Source organism: Serratia sp. ME47 (assembly GCF_903970925.1).
Classification (GTDB): Bacteria; Pseudomonadota; Gammaproteobacteria; order Enterobacterales; family Enterobacteriaceae; genus Serratia; species Serratia ureilytica.
The window spans coordinates 15679-31211 of record NZ_CAJCKE010000018.1; the positions used below are offsets into that span (position 1 = coordinate 15679).

General features: G+C 60.0%; 13 protein-coding genes. 6 read left to right on the top strand and 7 right to left on the bottom strand.

Annotation, left to right across the window (positions count from 1 at the left end; all coding sequences use genetic code 11):
• Position 1 precedes the first annotated feature (1 nt).
• Positions 2 to 1501 (top strand): carboxypeptidase M32, encoded by a 1500-nt coding sequence (locus tag H7A77_RS17295; protein ID WP_033650292.1) that lies wholly within the window; start codon positions 2 to 4, stop codon positions 1499 to 1501.
• 169 nt (positions 1502 to 1670) lie between these two features.
• Here H7A77_RS17295 and H7A77_RS17300 read toward each other — a convergent pair whose 3' ends face one another.
• The gene (locus H7A77_RS17300) at positions 1671 to 2576 is read right to left on the bottom strand and encodes an alpha/beta fold hydrolase (protein ID WP_089194808.1); all 906 of its coding nucleotides are present in this window, start codon (positions 2574 to 2576) and stop codon (positions 1671 to 1673) included.
• A 185-nt stretch (positions 2577 to 2761) separates the two neighbouring features.
• Here H7A77_RS17300 and asr point away from each other — a divergent pair, with 185 nt between their 5' ends.
• A complete protein-coding gene (gene asr, locus H7A77_RS17305) occupies positions 2762 to 3040 on the top strand; it encodes an acid resistance repetitive basic protein Asr (protein ID WP_033643216.1) in 279 nt (92 codons plus the stop codon).
• A 295-nt stretch (positions 3041 to 3335) separates the two neighbouring features.
• Positions 3336 to 4148: a serine protease gene (locus H7A77_RS17310; protein WP_046687125.1), complete on the top strand. Its 813-nt coding sequence runs from the start codon at positions 3336 to 3338 to the stop codon at positions 4146 to 4148.
• A gap of 96 nt (positions 4149 to 4244) precedes the next feature.
• Here the strand turns inward: H7A77_RS17310 and hrpA are convergent, their stop codons facing one another.
• Positions 4245 to 8132, bottom strand: a complete 3888-nt coding sequence (hrpA, locus tag H7A77_RS17315) for an ATP-dependent RNA helicase HrpA (protein ID WP_182074447.1) — start codon at positions 8130 to 8132, stop codon at positions 4245 to 4247.
• 269 nt (positions 8133 to 8401) lie between these two features.
• Here hrpA and azoR point away from each other — a divergent pair, with 269 nt between their 5' ends.
• Positions 8402 to 9007, top strand: coding sequence for an FMN-dependent NADH-azoreductase (gene azoR / locus H7A77_RS17320; protein WP_182074448.1), 606 nt, complete (start codon positions 8402 to 8404; stop codon positions 9005 to 9007).
• A 119-nt stretch (positions 9008 to 9126) separates the two neighbouring features.
• On the opposite strand, the gene H7A77_RS17325 is transcribed toward azoR, so the two are convergent.
• Genes H7A77_RS17325 through H7A77_RS17335 form a run of 3 tightly spaced genes read right to left on the bottom strand, consistent with a single transcriptional unit; the run spans position 9127 to position 12265 of the window.
• Entirely contained in the window at positions 9127 to 9450 is a 324-nt protein-coding gene (locus tag H7A77_RS17325) for a YdbL family protein (RefSeq protein ID WP_033643218.1), read from the bottom strand.
• Between the two features lie 8 nt (positions 9451 to 9458).
• The gene (locus tag H7A77_RS17330; protein ID WP_025302979.1) at positions 9459 to 9656 is read right to left on the bottom strand and encodes a YnbE family lipoprotein; all 198 of its coding nucleotides are present in this window, start codon (positions 9654 to 9656) and stop codon (positions 9459 to 9461) included.
• Complete coding sequence (locus H7A77_RS17335; RefSeq protein ID WP_046687126.1) at positions 9653 to 12265, bottom strand: YdbH family protein; 2613 nt, start codon at positions 12263 to 12265, stop codon at positions 9653 to 9655. The genes H7A77_RS17330 and H7A77_RS17335 overlap by 4 nt, the downstream gene beginning before the upstream one ends.
• 443 nt (positions 12266 to 12708) lie before the next feature.
• Between H7A77_RS17335 and H7A77_RS17340 the strand changes: the two genes are divergently transcribed.
• Together H7A77_RS17340 and hslJ are read left to right on the top strand one after the other, a co-directional pair.
• Positions 12709 to 13701, top strand: a complete 993-nt coding sequence (locus H7A77_RS17340; protein WP_033650287.1) for a 2-hydroxyacid dehydrogenase — start codon at positions 12709 to 12711, stop codon at positions 13699 to 13701.
• Positions 13702 to 13753: 52 nt separating this feature from the next.
• Positions 13754 to 14179: a heat shock protein HslJ gene (gene hslJ, locus H7A77_RS17345; RefSeq protein WP_033643221.1), complete on the top strand. Its 426-nt coding sequence runs from the start codon at positions 13754 to 13756 to the stop codon at positions 14177 to 14179.
• A gap of 29 nt (positions 14180 to 14208) precedes the next feature.
• Here hslJ and H7A77_RS17350 read toward each other — a convergent pair whose 3' ends face one another.
• Together H7A77_RS17350 and ssmE are read right to left on the bottom strand one after the other, a co-directional pair.
• The gene (locus tag H7A77_RS17350; protein ID WP_015377999.1) at positions 14209 to 14463 is read right to left on the bottom strand and encodes a DUF333 domain-containing protein; all 255 of its coding nucleotides are present in this window, start codon (positions 14461 to 14463) and stop codon (positions 14209 to 14211) included.
• A gap of 499 nt (positions 14464 to 14962) precedes the next feature.
• Positions 14963 to 15295 carry a multidrug efflux SMR transporter SsmE gene (gene ssmE, locus H7A77_RS17355; protein ID WP_033632935.1) on the bottom strand — a complete coding sequence of 111 codons (333 nt, stop codon included), beginning with the start codon at positions 15293 to 15295 and terminating at the stop codon, positions 14963 to 14965.
• Positions 15296 to 15533 lie beyond the last annotated feature (238 nt).

Below are 15533 nucleotides of genomic sequence, written 5' to 3' on the forward strand. Positions count from 1 at the left end.
AATGACATCTGCACATTCCAACACGTCTGCTTACGATCACCTGCGCGCGCTTTTTAGCCGGCTGTCGCGTTTCGGCCACCTGTCCGCCATCGCCGGTTGGGACATGCAAACCATGATGCCGCCGGGCGGCAGCAAGGCGCGCTCCGAAGCCCTGGCCGAATTGAGCGTACTGCAGCACCAGATTTTAACGGCACAAAGCACCGGCGCGCTGTTGGATCGCGCGCAGCAAGAGACGCTGGACGAGATCGACCGCGCCAACCTGCGCGAAATGCGCCGCCAGTATGAAGACGCGGTGCTGCTGCCGGCGTCGCTGGTCGAAGCCAAATCGCTGGCAGGCGCCCGCTGTGAACACGCCTGGCGCGCCCAGCGCCCGGCCAACGACTGGGATGGCTTCGCGGAGAATCTGCGCGACGTGGTCAAGCTCAGTCGGGAAGAGGCGCAGATCCGCGCGCAGGCGGCCGGCACCAGCCGTTACGATGCCCTGCTCAACCTGTATGAGCCGGGCATGCGCAGCAGCGATCTCGATCGCATCTTCGGCGATTTGAAAACCTGGCTGCCGGATTTGCTGCAGCGCGTGGTGGCCAAACAGGCCAATGAACCCTGCCTGGCGCCGCAGGGCCCGTTCAATGTGGACACCCAGCGCCAGCTGAGCCTGAGCGTGATGAAGCTGCTCGGTTTCAACTTCGACAACGGCCGCGTCGACGTCAGCGCCCACCCGTTCTGCGGCGGCGTGCCGGAGGATGTGCGCATCACCACGCGTTACAACGAGAAAGAGTTCCTGACCGCGCTGCTCGGGATCGTACACGAGACTGGCCACGCCCGTTACGAACAGAACCTGCCGCGCGATCTGCTCGGCCAGCCGGTCGCCCTGGCTCGCTCCACCGCCATCCACGAATCGCAGAGCCTGCTGTTCGAAATGCAGCTGGCGCGCGGCAATGAATTCCTGAAAATCTTGCGTCCGCTGGTTACCGCGCAGTTTGGCGAACAGCCGGCACTGGAAGAAGCCAACTTCATTCGCCTCAACCAGCGGGTGAAACCGGGCCTGATCCGCGTCGACGCCGACGAGGTGAGCTATCCCGCTCACGTCATCCTGCGCTACGAAATTGAAAAAGCGCTGATCGAAGGCGAGATCGAAGTGGAGGACATTCCGGCGCTGTGGAATGAAAAGATGCACGCTTACCTGGGCCTCGATACCATCGGCAACTACCGCAACGGTTGCATGCAGGATATCCACTGGACCGACGGCGCCTTCGGCTACTTCCCGACTTATACCCTCGGCGCGATGTACGCCGCGCAGCTGTTCCACAGCGTGCGTCAGGCCCTGCCTTCGCTGAACGAGGACATCGCCGCCGGCAATCTGCAGCCGTTGTTCCACTGGTTGCAGCATAACATCTGGCGCCACGGCAGCCGTTTCCCAACCGACACGCTGATCGCCAATGCAACCGGTGAAGCGCTCAATCCGCGCTACTTCCGCCAGCATTTGGAAAACCGCTACCTGTAATCTCTCCCCGTGCGCGGCCACGGCCGCGCCCTTTTCCTCTGCTTGACCTAATAATGTTACATAGCGCGCTTTCCTTGCCGGCAACGCCTTGGCTACAGGGTGGCGGGTTGCTACTCACCAATAGTATGTTGTAACTAAAATCATAAACAGCCGCGCCCCTATCTGTCTCTCATCCCAGCGCATGACGGGCGATCATCGTCACCAGTTGTGGTCTCAACGCGGCGGGCAGATCATGCCCCATGCCCGGCATAATCTGCAATCTGGCGTTGGCGACGGCCCGAGCGATCGCCACCCCGCCGGCCTTGCGCACCAGCCGATCGCGATCGCCGTGAATCACCAGCGTCGGCGCGGCGATGCGCCGACTGTAACGCCGCAGATCGCCGCTGCCGAGCAGCGCGGAAAGTTGCCGCTGCATGCCCTCCGGATCCACGCCCCGCTTCAGTAGCCGCTTCACCAGGGCATCCAGCTCCGCCTCCTCCGGCGGATAAGTCGCGGTGCCAAGCGCGCGCAGAAAGGCCTTCATCCCTTCCTGGCGCTGCTGAAGCGTCATATCGGCGGCAGGCCGGCGCACCAGCAACCACAGCAGCGAAGGCGCCGGCGGCGGTAACAGCGGTTGATTGGTGCTGGAAAACAAGATGCATAACGAGGCGACGCGCTGCGGGTATTCGGCGGCCAACACCTGGGCGATCATCCCCCCCATCGAGGCGCCAAGGACATGAGCCTGAGGAATGCGTAAATGATCGAGCAGATGCGCCGCGTCCGTCGCCATATCCGCCAGGGTATAAGGCACCGGCGTTTGCCAGCCAAGCTGGGCACGCAACATCAACAGCCACAGCGGCGTCTTGCGCTGCGCTCGCGTTTTACCGGAAAGGCCGACGTCGCGGTTGTCGTAGCGGATCACCCGAAATCCCTTGGCGACCAGAGCGCGGCAGAAATCGTCAGGCCACAGCAAAAGCTGCGCGCCGATGCCCATGATTAACAACAGCGGCGGATGCGCCTCATCGCCCCAGTCTTCATAGGCCAGCGGCACCTCACCCTGTTCCGTCACGCCACAACGAACCGTTATCTCGTTCATTTTAAATCCCTTTTATCGAGCCTGACGGTCATTATAGCAGCAATCCCTCCTGCCGCCGCCGCCCTGTACATTAGGTTACAAGCCGAAACCAATCACTCACGGAAAGCCGGACGCCGTTTGCCTACTATCATCTCAACGGCCCCGCAGTGGGGTTGATACCCAAAAGTCATGTTGAGGATTCTGCGATGAAAAAAGTATTAGCTCTGGTTGTTGCCGCTGCAATGGGTCTGTCTTCCGTGGCTTTCGCTGCCGAGGCTGCCACCACTACCGCGCCTGCGGCTACCGCAACCACCGCCACCGCTGCGCCGGCTAAAGCTCAGGTGAAACACCACGGCAAGAAAGCCCCGGTACAGAAAGCTCAGGCGGCCAAAAAGCATCACAAGAAAGCCGGCAAAAAAGCCCCGGCGCAAAAAGCCCAGGCGGCTAAAAAGCACCACAAGAAAGCCAGCCACAAAAAAGCGTAATGTCGTGAGGTTCCCCTCACCGCTTCAGGCTTGACGTGCACGACACCCGGTTCACCGGGTGTTTTTTCATCCGGGGGGTTCTCATTGATGCTGCGCCGCTACCTGTTCGAGATCATTCTGACCGCCCTGATCCTCTGTGGACTGATCGCCGTCTTTTTTTATCTGTAGCCTGTCGCCTCGCCGGCGGGAAATTATTGAAAAATCAGTTATTGCCCATCCACATGGCTGCTAAATCAGTCTATAGTTAGCATTCAGTGTGTTTATGGATGATCCGTATTTGTCAGGCAAGAGATCTATGCGCATATCCGTTTTACTGTTGCTGTGCTCACTCCCGCTCATCGCCTCCCAGGCGGCACGCGCCGACGGCCCGTCCAAGGCCGAGCAAACGCGTCTGTTTTTCGGCAAAGATGAACGAATCAAGGTCACGGATACCGCCGCCCAGCCGTGGCAAGCCATCGGCCAGGTCGAAACCGCCAGCGGCAATCTGTGTACCGCCACGCTGATCTCCCCACACCTGGCGCTGACCGCCGGCCATTGCGTGCTGGCGCCGCCGGGACAATTGGATAAAGCCGTCGCCCTGCGCTTCGTGGCGGGCGATAAATCATGGCAGTATCAAACCGACAATATTGAAACCCTGGTCGACAGCAAACTGGGCAAAAAGCTGAAAGCGGACGGCGACGGCTGGATCGTGCCGCCCGCCGCCGCCGCTTATGACTTTGCGCTGATCCGGCTGAAAGACAAAACGCCGCTGCCGATCGCCCCGCTGCCGCTGTGGCAAGGCGACAGCAAGGCGTTGACTCAGGCCCTGAAACAGGCCAAACGGCTGATCACCCAGGCGGGCTACCCGGAGGACCATCTTGATGACCTCTACAGCCACCAAAACTGCAAGGTGACCGGCTGGGCCCAGCAAGGGGTGCTGTCGCACCAGTGTGATACCCTGCCCGGCGACAGCGGCTCACCGCTGCTGCTGAAAACCGCCGACGGCTGGCAGCTGATCGCCATCCAGAGTTCGGCGCCGGCGGCGAAAGATCGTTACCGCGCCGATAACCGCGCTCTGGCGGTGCCCGGCATCCGCGAGGCGCTGGACGCCCTGGCGGCAGGCAAGTAGCTCTCGCAACGGCGCATCAAGCGCCGTTGCTGTTTCTCTGTTCCCTGAATTTCAACTTGCGCTGCGCCGGCCGTTTGCCGGCCGGCGCGCCTGAGCTTAGCCCGAAAGCTGTTCGATGGTTTGCAGAATGCGCTTGTCGGAGATCGGGTAAGGTGTGCCCAGCTGCTGCGCGAACAGGCTGACGCGCAGTTCTTCAATCATCCAGCGCACCGCTTTCACCTCTTCCTCCTGCTGTCGCTTCGGCGGCAGCTTGTTCAGCCACTGCTGCCACGCCTGCTGCACCTGCTCCACCCGCAGCATCTGCGCGCGATCGCGGTGCGGATCGATAGCCAGTTTCTCCAATCGGCGTTCGATCGCCTGCAGGTAGCGCAGCGTGTCCGGCAGCCGTTTCCATCCGTTGCCGGTGACGAAGCCGCGGTAGACCAGCCCGCCGAGCTGGGTCTTGATGTCCGACAGCGCCAGCGCCAACGACATGTCCACCCGGCCTTTCAGCCGTTTGTTGATGTTGAAGACCGCCGTCAGGATCTGTTCAACCTGCTTGGCCACCTCAACGACCGTGTCGTTCAGCTCGGCGCGGATCTGCTCCTGCAACCGTGCAAAGTCTTCCTCCTGCCAAACCGGGCCGCCGTGTTCGGCGATCAGCTTGTCGATGCCGCACGATATGCAGTCGTCGATCAGCTCCAGCACCTTGCCGTACGGGTTGAAATAGAGCCCCAGCTTGGCTTTGTTCGGCAGTTTTTCATGCAGGTATTTGATCGGCGAAGGAATATTCAACAACAGCAGGCGGCGCGTGCCCTGCCACATCGCCTGTTGCTGTTCGCTTTCGCTGTCGAACAGGCGGATCGCCACGCTGTCCTTTTCATCCACCAGCGCCGGATAGGCCTTCATCGAATAGCCGCCGCGCTTCTGCTCGTAGAACGCCGGCAATTGGCCAAAGCTCCAGACATGCAGGTTGCTCTGCTCCAGTCCGTCATCGGCCACCGCCGACAGCGTCTCCTGCACCTTCTCTTTCAACTGCAGGCGCAGGGCGGCCAGATCTTTGCCTTCGCGCAGCGTCTGGTTTTTCTCGCCCACCACGCGGAAAGTCATTTTCAGGTGATCGGGCACCTGATCCCACTGCCAGTCATCACGTGACACGGTCACGCCGGTCATGCGCCGCAGCTCGCGCTCCAGCGCGTCAAGCAGCGGCAATTCCAGCGCCGTTACGCGGCCAAGGAACGCTTCGGCGTAGTTCGGCGCCGGCACGAAGTTGCGACGCACCGGTTTCGGCAACGATTTGATCAGCGCGATCACCAGCTCACGGCGGATGCCGGGGATCTGCCATTCGAAGCCCTGCTCCTCCACCTGATTGAGGATCGGCAGCGGGATGTGCACCGTCACGCCGTCGGCGTCGGTCCCTGGTTCGAACTGATAGCTCAGCCGCAGTTTGAGGTTGCCCTGATGCCAGAAGTTCGGGTAATCCAGCGCGCTGATCTTGTTGGCGCCATCCTTGATCAGCATCTCTTTTTCGAAGTTCAGCAGGTCGGGCTGCTGTTTGGCGGCGGTCTTCCACCAGCTGTCGAAATGACGGCCAGACACCACGTTGTTGGGGATGCGGCGATCGTAGAAGCCGAACAGCGTTTCGTCGTCCACCAGAATGTCGCGGCGGCGCGATTTATGCTCCAGCTCTTCCACTTCGGCGCGCAGCTTTTGGTTATCGCGGAAGAAAGCATGGCGCGTCTGCCAGTCGCCCTCCACCAGCGCATGGCGGATAAACAGCTCGCGGCACAGCAGCGGATCGATGGCGCCGTAATTGACCTGGCGCGCCGCGACGATCGGCAGACCGAACAACGTGACCTTTTCGCTGGCCATCACCGCCCCCTGCGACTTCGACCAGTGCGGTTCGCTGTAGCTGTGTTTCACCAGGTGCTGAGCCAGCGGCTCGATCCATTCCGGTTCGATGCGCGCGGCGATGCGCCCCCACAGGCGGCTGGTTTCCACCAGTTCGGCCACCATGGTCCACTTCGGCGGCTTCTTGAACAGGCCGGAGCCGGGGAAGATCGAGAAGCGGGCGTTGCGCGCGCCGGTGTATTCCTGCTTGTCCGCATCCTTCTGGCCGATGTGCGACAACAGGCCGGTCAGCAGCGCGGTGTGGACGCTGCGGTAGTCGGAAGGCGTGCTGTTGATCGGCAGCCCCAGCTCTTTCACCACCTGGCGCAGCTGGGTATAGATATCCTGCCACTCGCGCACCCGCAGGTAGTTGAGAAAATCGTTGCGGCACAGCCGGCGGAACTGGCTGGAGGAGTTCGCCTTTTGCTGCTCCTGCAGATAATCCCACAGGTTGACGAACGCCAGGAAGTCCGAGTCTTTGTCGGCGAAGCGGCGGTGTTTTTCATCCGAGGCCTGCTGCTTGTCCATCGGGCGCTCACGCGGATCCTGAATCGACAGCGCGGCGGTGATGATCATCACCTCGCGCACGCTGCCGCTCTTCTGCGCTTCCAGCACCATGCGCGCCAGACGCGGGTCGATCGGCAACTGCGCCAGCTGCCGGCCCTGCGGCGTCAGCTGATAGTGGCCGTTATCGGCGGTGGTGATCGCCCCCAGCTCTTCCAGCAGGCGCACGCCATCTTGAATGTTGCGTTTGTCCGGCGCCTCGACGAACGGAAACGCGGCGATGTCGCCCAGCCCCAGCGAGGTCATCTGCAGAATGACCGACGCCAGGTTGGTGCGCAGAATTTCCGGATCGGTAAACGCCGGCCGCGAGAGGAAATCCTGTTCGGAGTACAGACGGATGCACACCCCCTCCGACACGCGGCCGCAGCGCCCTTTACGCTGATTGGCGGAGGCCTGTGACACCGGCTCGATCGGCAGGCGCTGCACCTTGGTGCGGAAGCTGTAGCGGCTGATGCGCGCGGTGCCCGGATCGATGACGTATTTGATGCCCGGCACCGTCAGCGAGGTTTCCGCCACGTTGGTGGCCAGCACGATGCGGCGGCCGTGGTGCGACTGGAACACCCGGTTCTGCTCGCTGTTCGACAGGCGCGCATACAGCGGCAGCACCTCGGTGTGCGGCAAATTGAGGCGGTTCAAAGCGTCGGCGGTATCGCGGATCTCACGCTCGCCGCTCATGAAGATCAGAATGTCGCCCGGCCCCTCACGCCCAAGCTCATCTACCGCATCGAAAATCGCCTGCAGCTGGTCGCGATCGGTATCGTCGCCGTCGTCGACCACCGGGCGGTAGCGCACCTCCACCGGGTAGGTGCGGCCGGAAACCTCGATGATCGGCGCATTGTTGAAATGGCGCGAGAAACGCTGAGGATCGATGGTCGCCGAGGTGATGATCACCTTGAGATCCGGGCGCTTCGGCAGCAGTTCGCGCAGGTAACCAAGAATAAAGTCGATATTCAGGCTGCGCTCGTGCGCTTCATCGATGATCAGCGTGTCGTACTGCATCAGCAGGCGATCCTGCTGAATCTCCGCCAGCAAAATGCCGTCGGTCATCAACTTGACCAGGGTGTTTTCCCCTACCTGATCGTTGAAGCGCACCTTGTAGCCCACGCTGCCGCCGAGCGGGGTTTCCAGCTCGTCGGCGATGCGGTTGGCGACGGTGCGCGCCGCCAGGCGGCGCGGCTGGGTATGGCCGATCAGCCCTTTCACCCCACGCCCCAGCTCCAGACAGATCTTCGGCAACTGGGTGGTTTTCCCCGAGCCTGTCTCCCCGGCGACGATCACCACCTGGTGGTCGCGGACAGCGTTTAAGATATCCTGCTTTTTCTGGCTGACCGGCAGGCTTTCCGGATAGGTAATGCGCGGGCAAGACGCGGCGCGCGCCTGCACTTTTTGCCGCGCCGTCGCGATGTCGCTTTCCACTTCGGCGGCGACCGCCAGCTGGGCATCGGGATTTTTGATTTTTCGTGCGCCCTGCAGGCGACGACGCAGGCGTTGTTGATCGCGGAGCATCAGCTCGCCCAGTTGGGCCGGCAGTGCCTCGAGCGGAGATTTCACGTTCGGTGTTCCTTGTTTCATCGCGGCCAAGACCAGGCTTAGCAACGGTTTAATGTTTTTTTAGCGATTTTTTTGCTTTAGCCGCACAGCCTATCACAAACGGCTTTTTCCCCCTACTTTCGCGAGTAACGCCTCGGCATGTCATTCAATAAAATCGAACGAAGATCTCGAAATATTGCGCTATCACTGTTGGGGGAATGTGAATAGCATGTAGTTCATGCAAGGGACGCTGAGTCCTGATGTCACTGTCACAATGTAAGGAATTATCGATGAGCAACGTATTGGTTCTGAAATCAAGCATCCTGGCGACCTACTCTCAGTCTAACCAACTGGCCGATTTCTTCGTAGAGCAATGGAGCAACGCCCACAGCGGCGACACCATCACCGTGCGCGATCTGGCCGCACAGCCAATCCCGGTGCTGGACGGCGAGCTGGTTGGCGCGCTGCGTCCTTCCGATGCTCCGTTGACTCCGCGTCAACAAGAAGCGCTGGCCCTGTCGGACGAACTGATCGCCGAGCTGAAGGCCAATGACGTCATCGTGATCGCCGCACCGATGTACAACTTCAACATCCCGACCCAGCTGAAAAACTATTTCGATCTGGTCGCCCGCGCCGGCGTGACTTTCCGTTACACCGAAAACGGTCCGGAAGGCCTGGTGAAAAACAAACGCGCCGTGATCCTGACCAGCCGCGGCGGCATTCATAAAGGCACCCCAACCGACCTGGTGGAACCTTACCTGCGTCTGTTCCTGGGCTTCATCGGCATCACCGACGTGGAGTTCGTCTTCGCGGAAGGCATCGCCTACGGTCCGGAAGTGGCGACCAAAGCACAGGAAGACGCCAAAGCGGCCCTGTCTCAGGTGGTTGCCGCGTAAGAGACTGCGCAGGGGTGTCATGCCCCTGCCGGACAAGAAGCAAGCCTTGTCAAACCTGCACTACCCTCATAATAATCATCTATCCGTATCATTCAGCGCGCCAGACGGCGCGCTTTTTTTTACTTCTTCAGCCACTGGCCGTTGATGCCGCGCACATACTCGCCGCTCTGCGCCCGCGTCACCAGCTTCTGGCCGGCCATGCGCGCCACTTCATCGACGGCGATATGGTTGCCGTCCGCCACTTCCTGATACTTCTCGGCGCGGCCGGCGTTGATGCGCTTCACCAGCGCCAAAGTTTCGGCGTCCTGCTGCACCGGCGCGATGTAGCCGCTCAGGGTTTCCCCCACCCGCCCTTGCTGCTTCGCCTCATCCAGCGTCAGCGCCATCGCCAGGCCGCTGAACAGCCAGGCGGCGCCGGCCAGCCACAAATAACGTTTTTTCATGTCGGCTCCTAGAACAGACCGCTTTGGGTTTTCAGCAGGTTTTCGACGTCCTTATCCACCTTGATATGAATTTCATGTTCGATCTTGACGTTCATATTGATGGTGATCGGATCCTTAGGCGTCGCCACCTCGATGCGCGGCACGCAGCCGCTCAGCAGCGAAACGCACAGCACCGCTGCCAGCGTCGACACACTCATGATTTTCATTGTTGCTCCCCAGGTTGTGAGAGGGCCTGCTCCAGCCACTCCTGTAAATTGTCGCCGAAGCGCAAACTGCGCCACAGCTGAAACACGTTTTCCTGATGGCGATAGTTCAGGATCACCTCGCGCTTAGCGCTTTTCTGCGGGTTGATGCCGTCGATGCGCGCGCTCAGCGTCAGCTCGCCCAGGTTGTCGAGATCGACCCGGGCATGCGAACGGTTGATTTCCATGTAGCGCAGCCAGTCGATCGCCGCGCCGGTCGCCAGGTTGTTGCTGCCGATGGCGTCGGCCATGTCTTTGTCCAGGCGCAGCGTCAACGTGCCGGCGTTGGCGATCCAGCCGTTTTGCACCAGCCACTTCGGATGGTTCAGGAACAGCGGCAACTCGCCGTCGACACGGCCGGACATGGCGAACTGCTTCGGTTTCAGGGCGGTAAACAGCGCGCTGAGATCGACCTTGTCCAGCTTCAGCACTGCGGCGTCATGCTGCGGCAACCGCAGCGCCGACAGGCTGATATGCCCGTTGAGCATGTCCACGCCGACGTTGCTCAACGTCAGCGGCTGCCCTTCGCTATAAGGATAGGTGCCCTGCAAATCGGCGGAAATGTTCTGCATCTCGAACAGGTTGGTGAAAGACTTGATGCGCAGCGATACCGGCTGTTTAGCTCCCAATTGCCAGTGATGCTGCTTGAACCGGTACGACAGGATGAAATCCAGGCCGCTCATCTCCCCGTCCTTCAGCCACATGCCGCCGTTTTTCACCACCCAGTGGCCACCGGCCTCGAACCCTTGTTCGCGGGCGGCGGAAAACGCCGACTGCGCGTAAAACTCGCCGTCGCGCAGCGTGAGATTGAGATCCGGCGCCAGCAGCGGTTGGAAGACCTTCAGCGACTGTTTCGGCCACCAGCCTTCGCCGCGCAGACGTTCGCCGTCCCAACGGCCGCGCAGCGCGATCGGACCGATCTGTTGCGCCTGCAGCTTGCCCTGCATCTGGAAACTGTCCGGCGAACGGCCGTTCACCTGCAGCGCCAGCACCGGCGCCGGCAGATAACCGCCATCGCTGAAGCTGACCTTATCCGCCGCCAGCTGCAGCTCACCGTTGAACTGCGGGCTTTGTTCATCACGCCGCCAGCGCAGCGGCTGGTTGAGGCTCAAGCGCGGCGCGGCGACCGTCACCAGGCCGTACTTCAACTTATCGAAGCCGGTGGAGAGTTTATCGAGCACCAACTCGCTGTCGCGCCAGCTGCCGCTGCCGGCCACGTCCCAGGCGGCCTGCAGCGGCGGCAAGCGGCCATTGCCCCAGTAGCGCCATTGCCAGTGGCCCTTGTCCGGCCAGAAATCCTGCGCCTGGCCGTCCAGATGCAGCTTGAAGCGGCCCCAGTAACTGTCGCTGGCGCTCAAAATCGCCTGCAGGCGGCCGGTAATACCGGCGGCGGTCACCTTCACGCCCGCCAGCGGCAAACGCGCCTCTTCCAGCGTCATTTCCGGCGTCACCTTGCCCCACAGGCGCAGCAACGAACCCGGCTGCAGAACCAGCGTCGGGTTGAGAATGCTGCCGCCGAGCACGCCCGGGATCGACGCGGTAGCGGAGAAGTCGGCCAGATTGGCCTGGCCGGTCAGTTGGAACCGCAGATCGCTGTCGGTCAGCCCCACCTTGCCCGGCCCAAGCGTCAGCACCGCATTGCCCTTGCCGTTGTGGCCGGCCGTGATCACGTTCAGCCGCGCGCTGATCTCCGTTTCATCCAGTCCCTTGCTCCAGTCGTGCAGCGCGATGCTGAGGCCGCCGTTCAACGGCTGTCCGCTGTAGGGCCAACGCCACTCGCCCTGCTTGATGCTGACCCGCTGCGGGGTCACTTCCCACGGCAGCACCGCCAGCGGCCGATCGTCGCCTTTCTCGCTCACCGTCAACACGCCCTGCTGCTGTTGCCAGCGCATATCCAGCAAAACCGGTTTTTCCAGATAGGCCGTCTGCATTTCACCCTGCAGCGCGCCCTGCGTCGGCAGGCTGGCCAGATCCAGCGGAATGGTTATCTTGCCGGCGAGGCGCAGCGGTTGCGCGCTGTTGGGCGGAATGACGGTCAGGCTGTGCAACGTCAGCTGTTGTTTTTCATCCAGCTGCGCCTCGGCGCTGAGATTCGGCCCCCGATAATGCAGACGTTGCCCGTCAGAGCCGGAGGAAAGCTGCAGCTTCCCGGCATAACGCTGCCAGGGAATGAGCGTGAGGTCATGAATGGTGAGATCCAGCGGCGGCAGCTGCCGCTGCAGTTGATCGAGCGCAAGCGGCGCGCTGTTGGCGTCGCCGCCCGGCAGTTTTGACAAACAGGCGCTATCGACGCTGACCTTATCGCTCGACAGCTGCCAGCGGCCTTGCCGATAAGCCAGCCGCGTCGGCCCGACGCTGGCCAGCAGACAATCTTGCGCGGTGAAACGCGCCCCCGCCAACGTCAGGCCGCCCTGGCGCCAATGCAATTTGCCCTGCAACTCCAGTCGGCTTCCCGCCGGCAACCAATGCGATAACACCCCCGGCAGCCAGCGCGGCAAGGTTTGCCACAACGCCAGCACCAGGATTGCGCAGCCCGCCACCGTCCCTATGAATACTTTCAATCGCCTGGTCATTAAATGATTGCTTCGTTCCTGTGTTAGGCATTGGTTAAGTCTATGCCTGAATTGACAATAATGATGGCACGAATTTGACATAGGGTGAAGCTGAGCGCGGTCGCAGAGGCGATTTGCACCCTTTTGGCGCAAGCGCGCGCGGAGTTGTAGATTTTCGTTACATATACATCACATAAATAGGACAGTTTTCAGACTTTTGTTATTGTTGTTACCGTTGATGATTAATAGTCTTGCAAGCATTCTAATAAAAGTTTAGCTGCTAGCTAACTGTGTACTAGAGAAGCCATTCCCCACACCCCCGTGGGGATTTTTTTGTCGCCCGCCTCACCGTCGCCTTCCCTTCACCGCCGCCAGCCCACAGCAGCCCTGCAGCGTGGCTAACCAATTGTCGAATTTACTAAAATCTGTTAAATTGATCACAAAATCACGGTGGAGAAACCACGATGAAATTGGCGATATACAGCACCAAACAGTATGACCGTAAATATCTCGAACTGGTGAATCAGCAGTTTGGCTATGAGCTGGAATTCTTCGACTTTTTACTCAGTAAAAAAACCGCCAAAACGGCCGCCGGTTGCAAGGCGGTGTGTATCTTCGTCAACGACGACGGTAGCCGTGAAGTGCTCGAAGAACTGGCGGCGCTGGGCGTCGAAATTCTCGCCCTGCGCTGCGCCGGTTTTAATAACGTCGATCTGGACGCCGCCAAAGCGCTGGGCATCAAGGTAGTGCGCGTGCCGGCCTACTCGCCGGAAGCCGTGGCGGAACACGCGGTAGGCATGATGATGTGCCTGAACCGCCGTATTCACCGCGCATATCAACGCACCCGCGACGCCAATTTCTCTCTCGAAGGGCTGATCGGCTTTAACATGCACAATCGCACCGCCGGCGTGATCGGCACCGGTAAAATCGGCGTGGCGACGATGCGCATTCTCAAAGGCTTCGGCATGAAGCTGCTGGCTTACGATCCGTTCCCCAGCGAACAGGCGCTGGAACTGGGCGCAGAGTATGTCGACCTGAAAACGCTGTACGCGCAATCCGACGTAATCACCCTGCACTGCCCGCTGACGCCGGAAAACCACCATCTGCTGAATGCCGACGCCTTCGCGATGATGAAAAACGGCGTAATGGTGATCAACACCAGCCGCGGCGCGCTGATCGACTCTACCGCCGCCATCGACGCGTTGAAGCAGCAAAAAATCGGCGCTCTCGGGATGGACGTCTACGAGAACGAACGCGATCTGTTCTTTGAAGACAAGTCTAACGACGTGATTCAGGATGACGTGTTCCGCCGCCTGTCGGCCTGCCACAACGTGCTGTTCACCGGCCATCAGGCTTTCCTGACCGAAGAGGCGCTGACCAGCATTTCGCAAACCACGCTGCAGAACATCAGCCAATTGGATCGCGGCGAAGCCTGCCCGAACCAGTTGAACGCGTGAACGGCATTTCGGGGCGCCCCCTGCGGCGCCCTGTTTATTTGAGAGCGCGACGATGAGAACAACGATGGCCGCCCTTGCGGCGCTGGTCTTGGGGGGATGCAGCATGAAACCACCCGCGACCGTTACGCCCGGCGATCTGATGCATCATAATTTCGTGTTGCAGAGCGTCGATGGCGAAGCGGCAAAATCCCCAACGGGCGGCGTCCTGCTCAATCTGGAGTTCGGCGAGAACCTGCATGTGTCCGGCGCGATGTGCAACCGCTTTTTCGGCCAGGGGCAATTACGCGACGGCGTACTGACGGTAAAACCGTTGGCCTCGACGCGCAGGCTGTGCCCTGATGAGCAGCGCAATCGCTGGGATCGGGTGATCGGCACCGTGCTGGAAAACGGCGCCGAAGTGACGCTGAGCGCGCAGCAGCTGACGCTCAACGGCAGCGGCCACACGCTGGTTTATGCCCTGCGCGACTGGGTATATTGATTCTGGACGCCAGGCCTGGCGCCGTGGGCTTACCCGGCGCAGCTGCCCAGGCCCAGCGTGCGTTCCTCACACTGTTTGCCGTTCGGCATCTGGCACATGCGCAACGCTTCACCGTTCAAGTTGTGCGCGATGGTGGTGACGCCGCCGACCGCCGCGCAACCGGCGCTGGTCTGCAACGTATTGATTCTGGCACTGTTGCCCTGCTGTACTGGCTCTTCGTTGTTGCTGCTGCAGGCGGCTAAAAGCAGCACGGCGCTGGCAAGCAGCCATTTTGATGTCGTCATTATCCCACTCCTGAACCCGGAACTGCGCTGTGTAAAATCGCCATTGCCGATAACGCGCGTCACTTGGCGGACACGTTTCGCTATCTTTGATGCAAACTTGTTTAATCTAGCTCGATATATAAATAATGAAAATATATTCCGGCCATTATTTGTGGTTTTTTTGCGCCGGCCGGACATTTATTTTGTTTGCAGAATATTTCCGCCCCCATTGCGGGAGGTTAAACGTGACAGCGGCCCCCACCGCCCGCCCCGGCCGCAGAGAGAAAGTGATAACGTCACCGTTGCCGGCGACGGGGTTTCTTCGCATGATATCGGTATTAATTAACCCCGCGTGCTTTCGGCGTGACGGCGCATTTTTTGCTACCGGAGAGGATGATATTTGCGTCTATGCTGACGGCGCTAACTAATTAGCATTCCACTATTTTCAGTGAATGATGGCTGAATTCTTCAACCGGCGCGACTTGCTGTCACGCCGGCTTTTTTTACATCAAAATAACATTCAGTGCACAGAGGCTTTCGACAGTAAATTAATTACCAGCACGCCGGCAATAATTAATCCCATGCCGACAATCGCCGGCCAATCCAATTTTTGCTGATAAACGAATACCGCCGCGACCGACACCAGCACGATCCCCATGCCCGACCAAATCGCATACACAATACCCAGCGGCATGCTCTTGACCACCATCGACAGCCCCCAAAACGCCACGCCATAGCCCAGCACCACCAGCAGCGACGGCCACAGACGGGTAAAGCCCTCGGAGGCTTTCAACATGGTGGTGGCGATCACTTCCGCGACTATCGCCATCGTCAAATACATAAATCCGCTCATGGTTTTCTTCTGTCAGTTTACCGATGCGCAATTATGACGCGCCGGAAATAAATTGTCTTTAAACGGGGAAAACAATTTATTGAAGTGACCTCAACCGGCGATGCAAATAGCGATGCCGGATACGCTTGCCGATTTATCGCCCGCCACACAAACGCGATAAAGCCGCGTTCAAACCCTCTGTTAGACTTTTTTCCATTACTGCGAAAGTGCGCTTTCGCGGCTTTGTGAGCAATGAAAA

What these genes read in the sequence shown, in the direction of transcription:
- H7A77_RS17295 (WP_033650292.1), top strand. Translation starts at nt 2, where the DNA reads ATGACATCTGCACATTCCAACACGTCTGCTTACGATCACCTGCGCGCG.
- H7A77_RS17340 (WP_033650287.1), top strand. Translation starts at nt 12,709, where the DNA reads ATGAAATTGGCGATATACAGCACCAAACAGTATGACCGTAAATATCTC.
- H7A77_RS17350 (WP_015377999.1), bottom strand. Translation starts at nt 14,463, where the DNA reads ATGACGACATCAAAATGGCTGCTTGCCAGCGCCGTGCTGCTTTTAGCC.
- H7A77_RS17310 (WP_046687125.1), top strand. Translation starts at nt 3,336, where the DNA reads ATGCGCATATCCGTTTTACTGTTGCTGTGCTCACTCCCGCTCATCGCC.
- H7A77_RS17300 (WP_089194808.1), bottom strand. Translation starts at nt 2,576, where the DNA reads ATGAACGAGATAACGGTTCGTTGTGGCGTGACGGAACAGGGTGAGGTG.
- H7A77_RS17330 (WP_025302979.1), bottom strand. Translation starts at nt 9,656, where the DNA reads ATGAAAATCATGAGTGTGTCGACGCTGGCAGCGGTGCTGTGCGTTTCG.
- H7A77_RS17335 (WP_046687126.1), bottom strand. Translation starts at nt 12,265, where the DNA reads ATGACCAGGCGATTGAAAGTATTCATAGGGACGGTGGCGGGCTGCGCA.
- hslJ (WP_033643221.1), top strand. Translation starts at nt 13,754, where the DNA reads ATGAGAACAACGATGGCCGCCCTTGCGGCGCTGGTCTTGGGGGGATGC.
- azoR (WP_182074448.1), top strand. Translation starts at nt 8,402, where the DNA reads ATGAGCAACGTATTGGTTCTGAAATCAAGCATCCTGGCGACCTACTCT.
- ssmE (WP_033632935.1), bottom strand. Translation starts at nt 15,295, where the DNA reads ATGAGCGGATTTATGTATTTGACGATGGCGATAGTCGCGGAAGTGATC.
- asr (WP_033643216.1), top strand. Translation starts at nt 2,762, where the DNA reads ATGAAAAAAGTATTAGCTCTGGTTGTTGCCGCTGCAATGGGTCTGTCT.
- H7A77_RS17325 (WP_033643218.1), bottom strand. Translation starts at nt 9,450, where the DNA reads ATGAAAAAACGTTATTTGTGGCTGGCCGGCGCCGCCTGGCTGTTCAGC.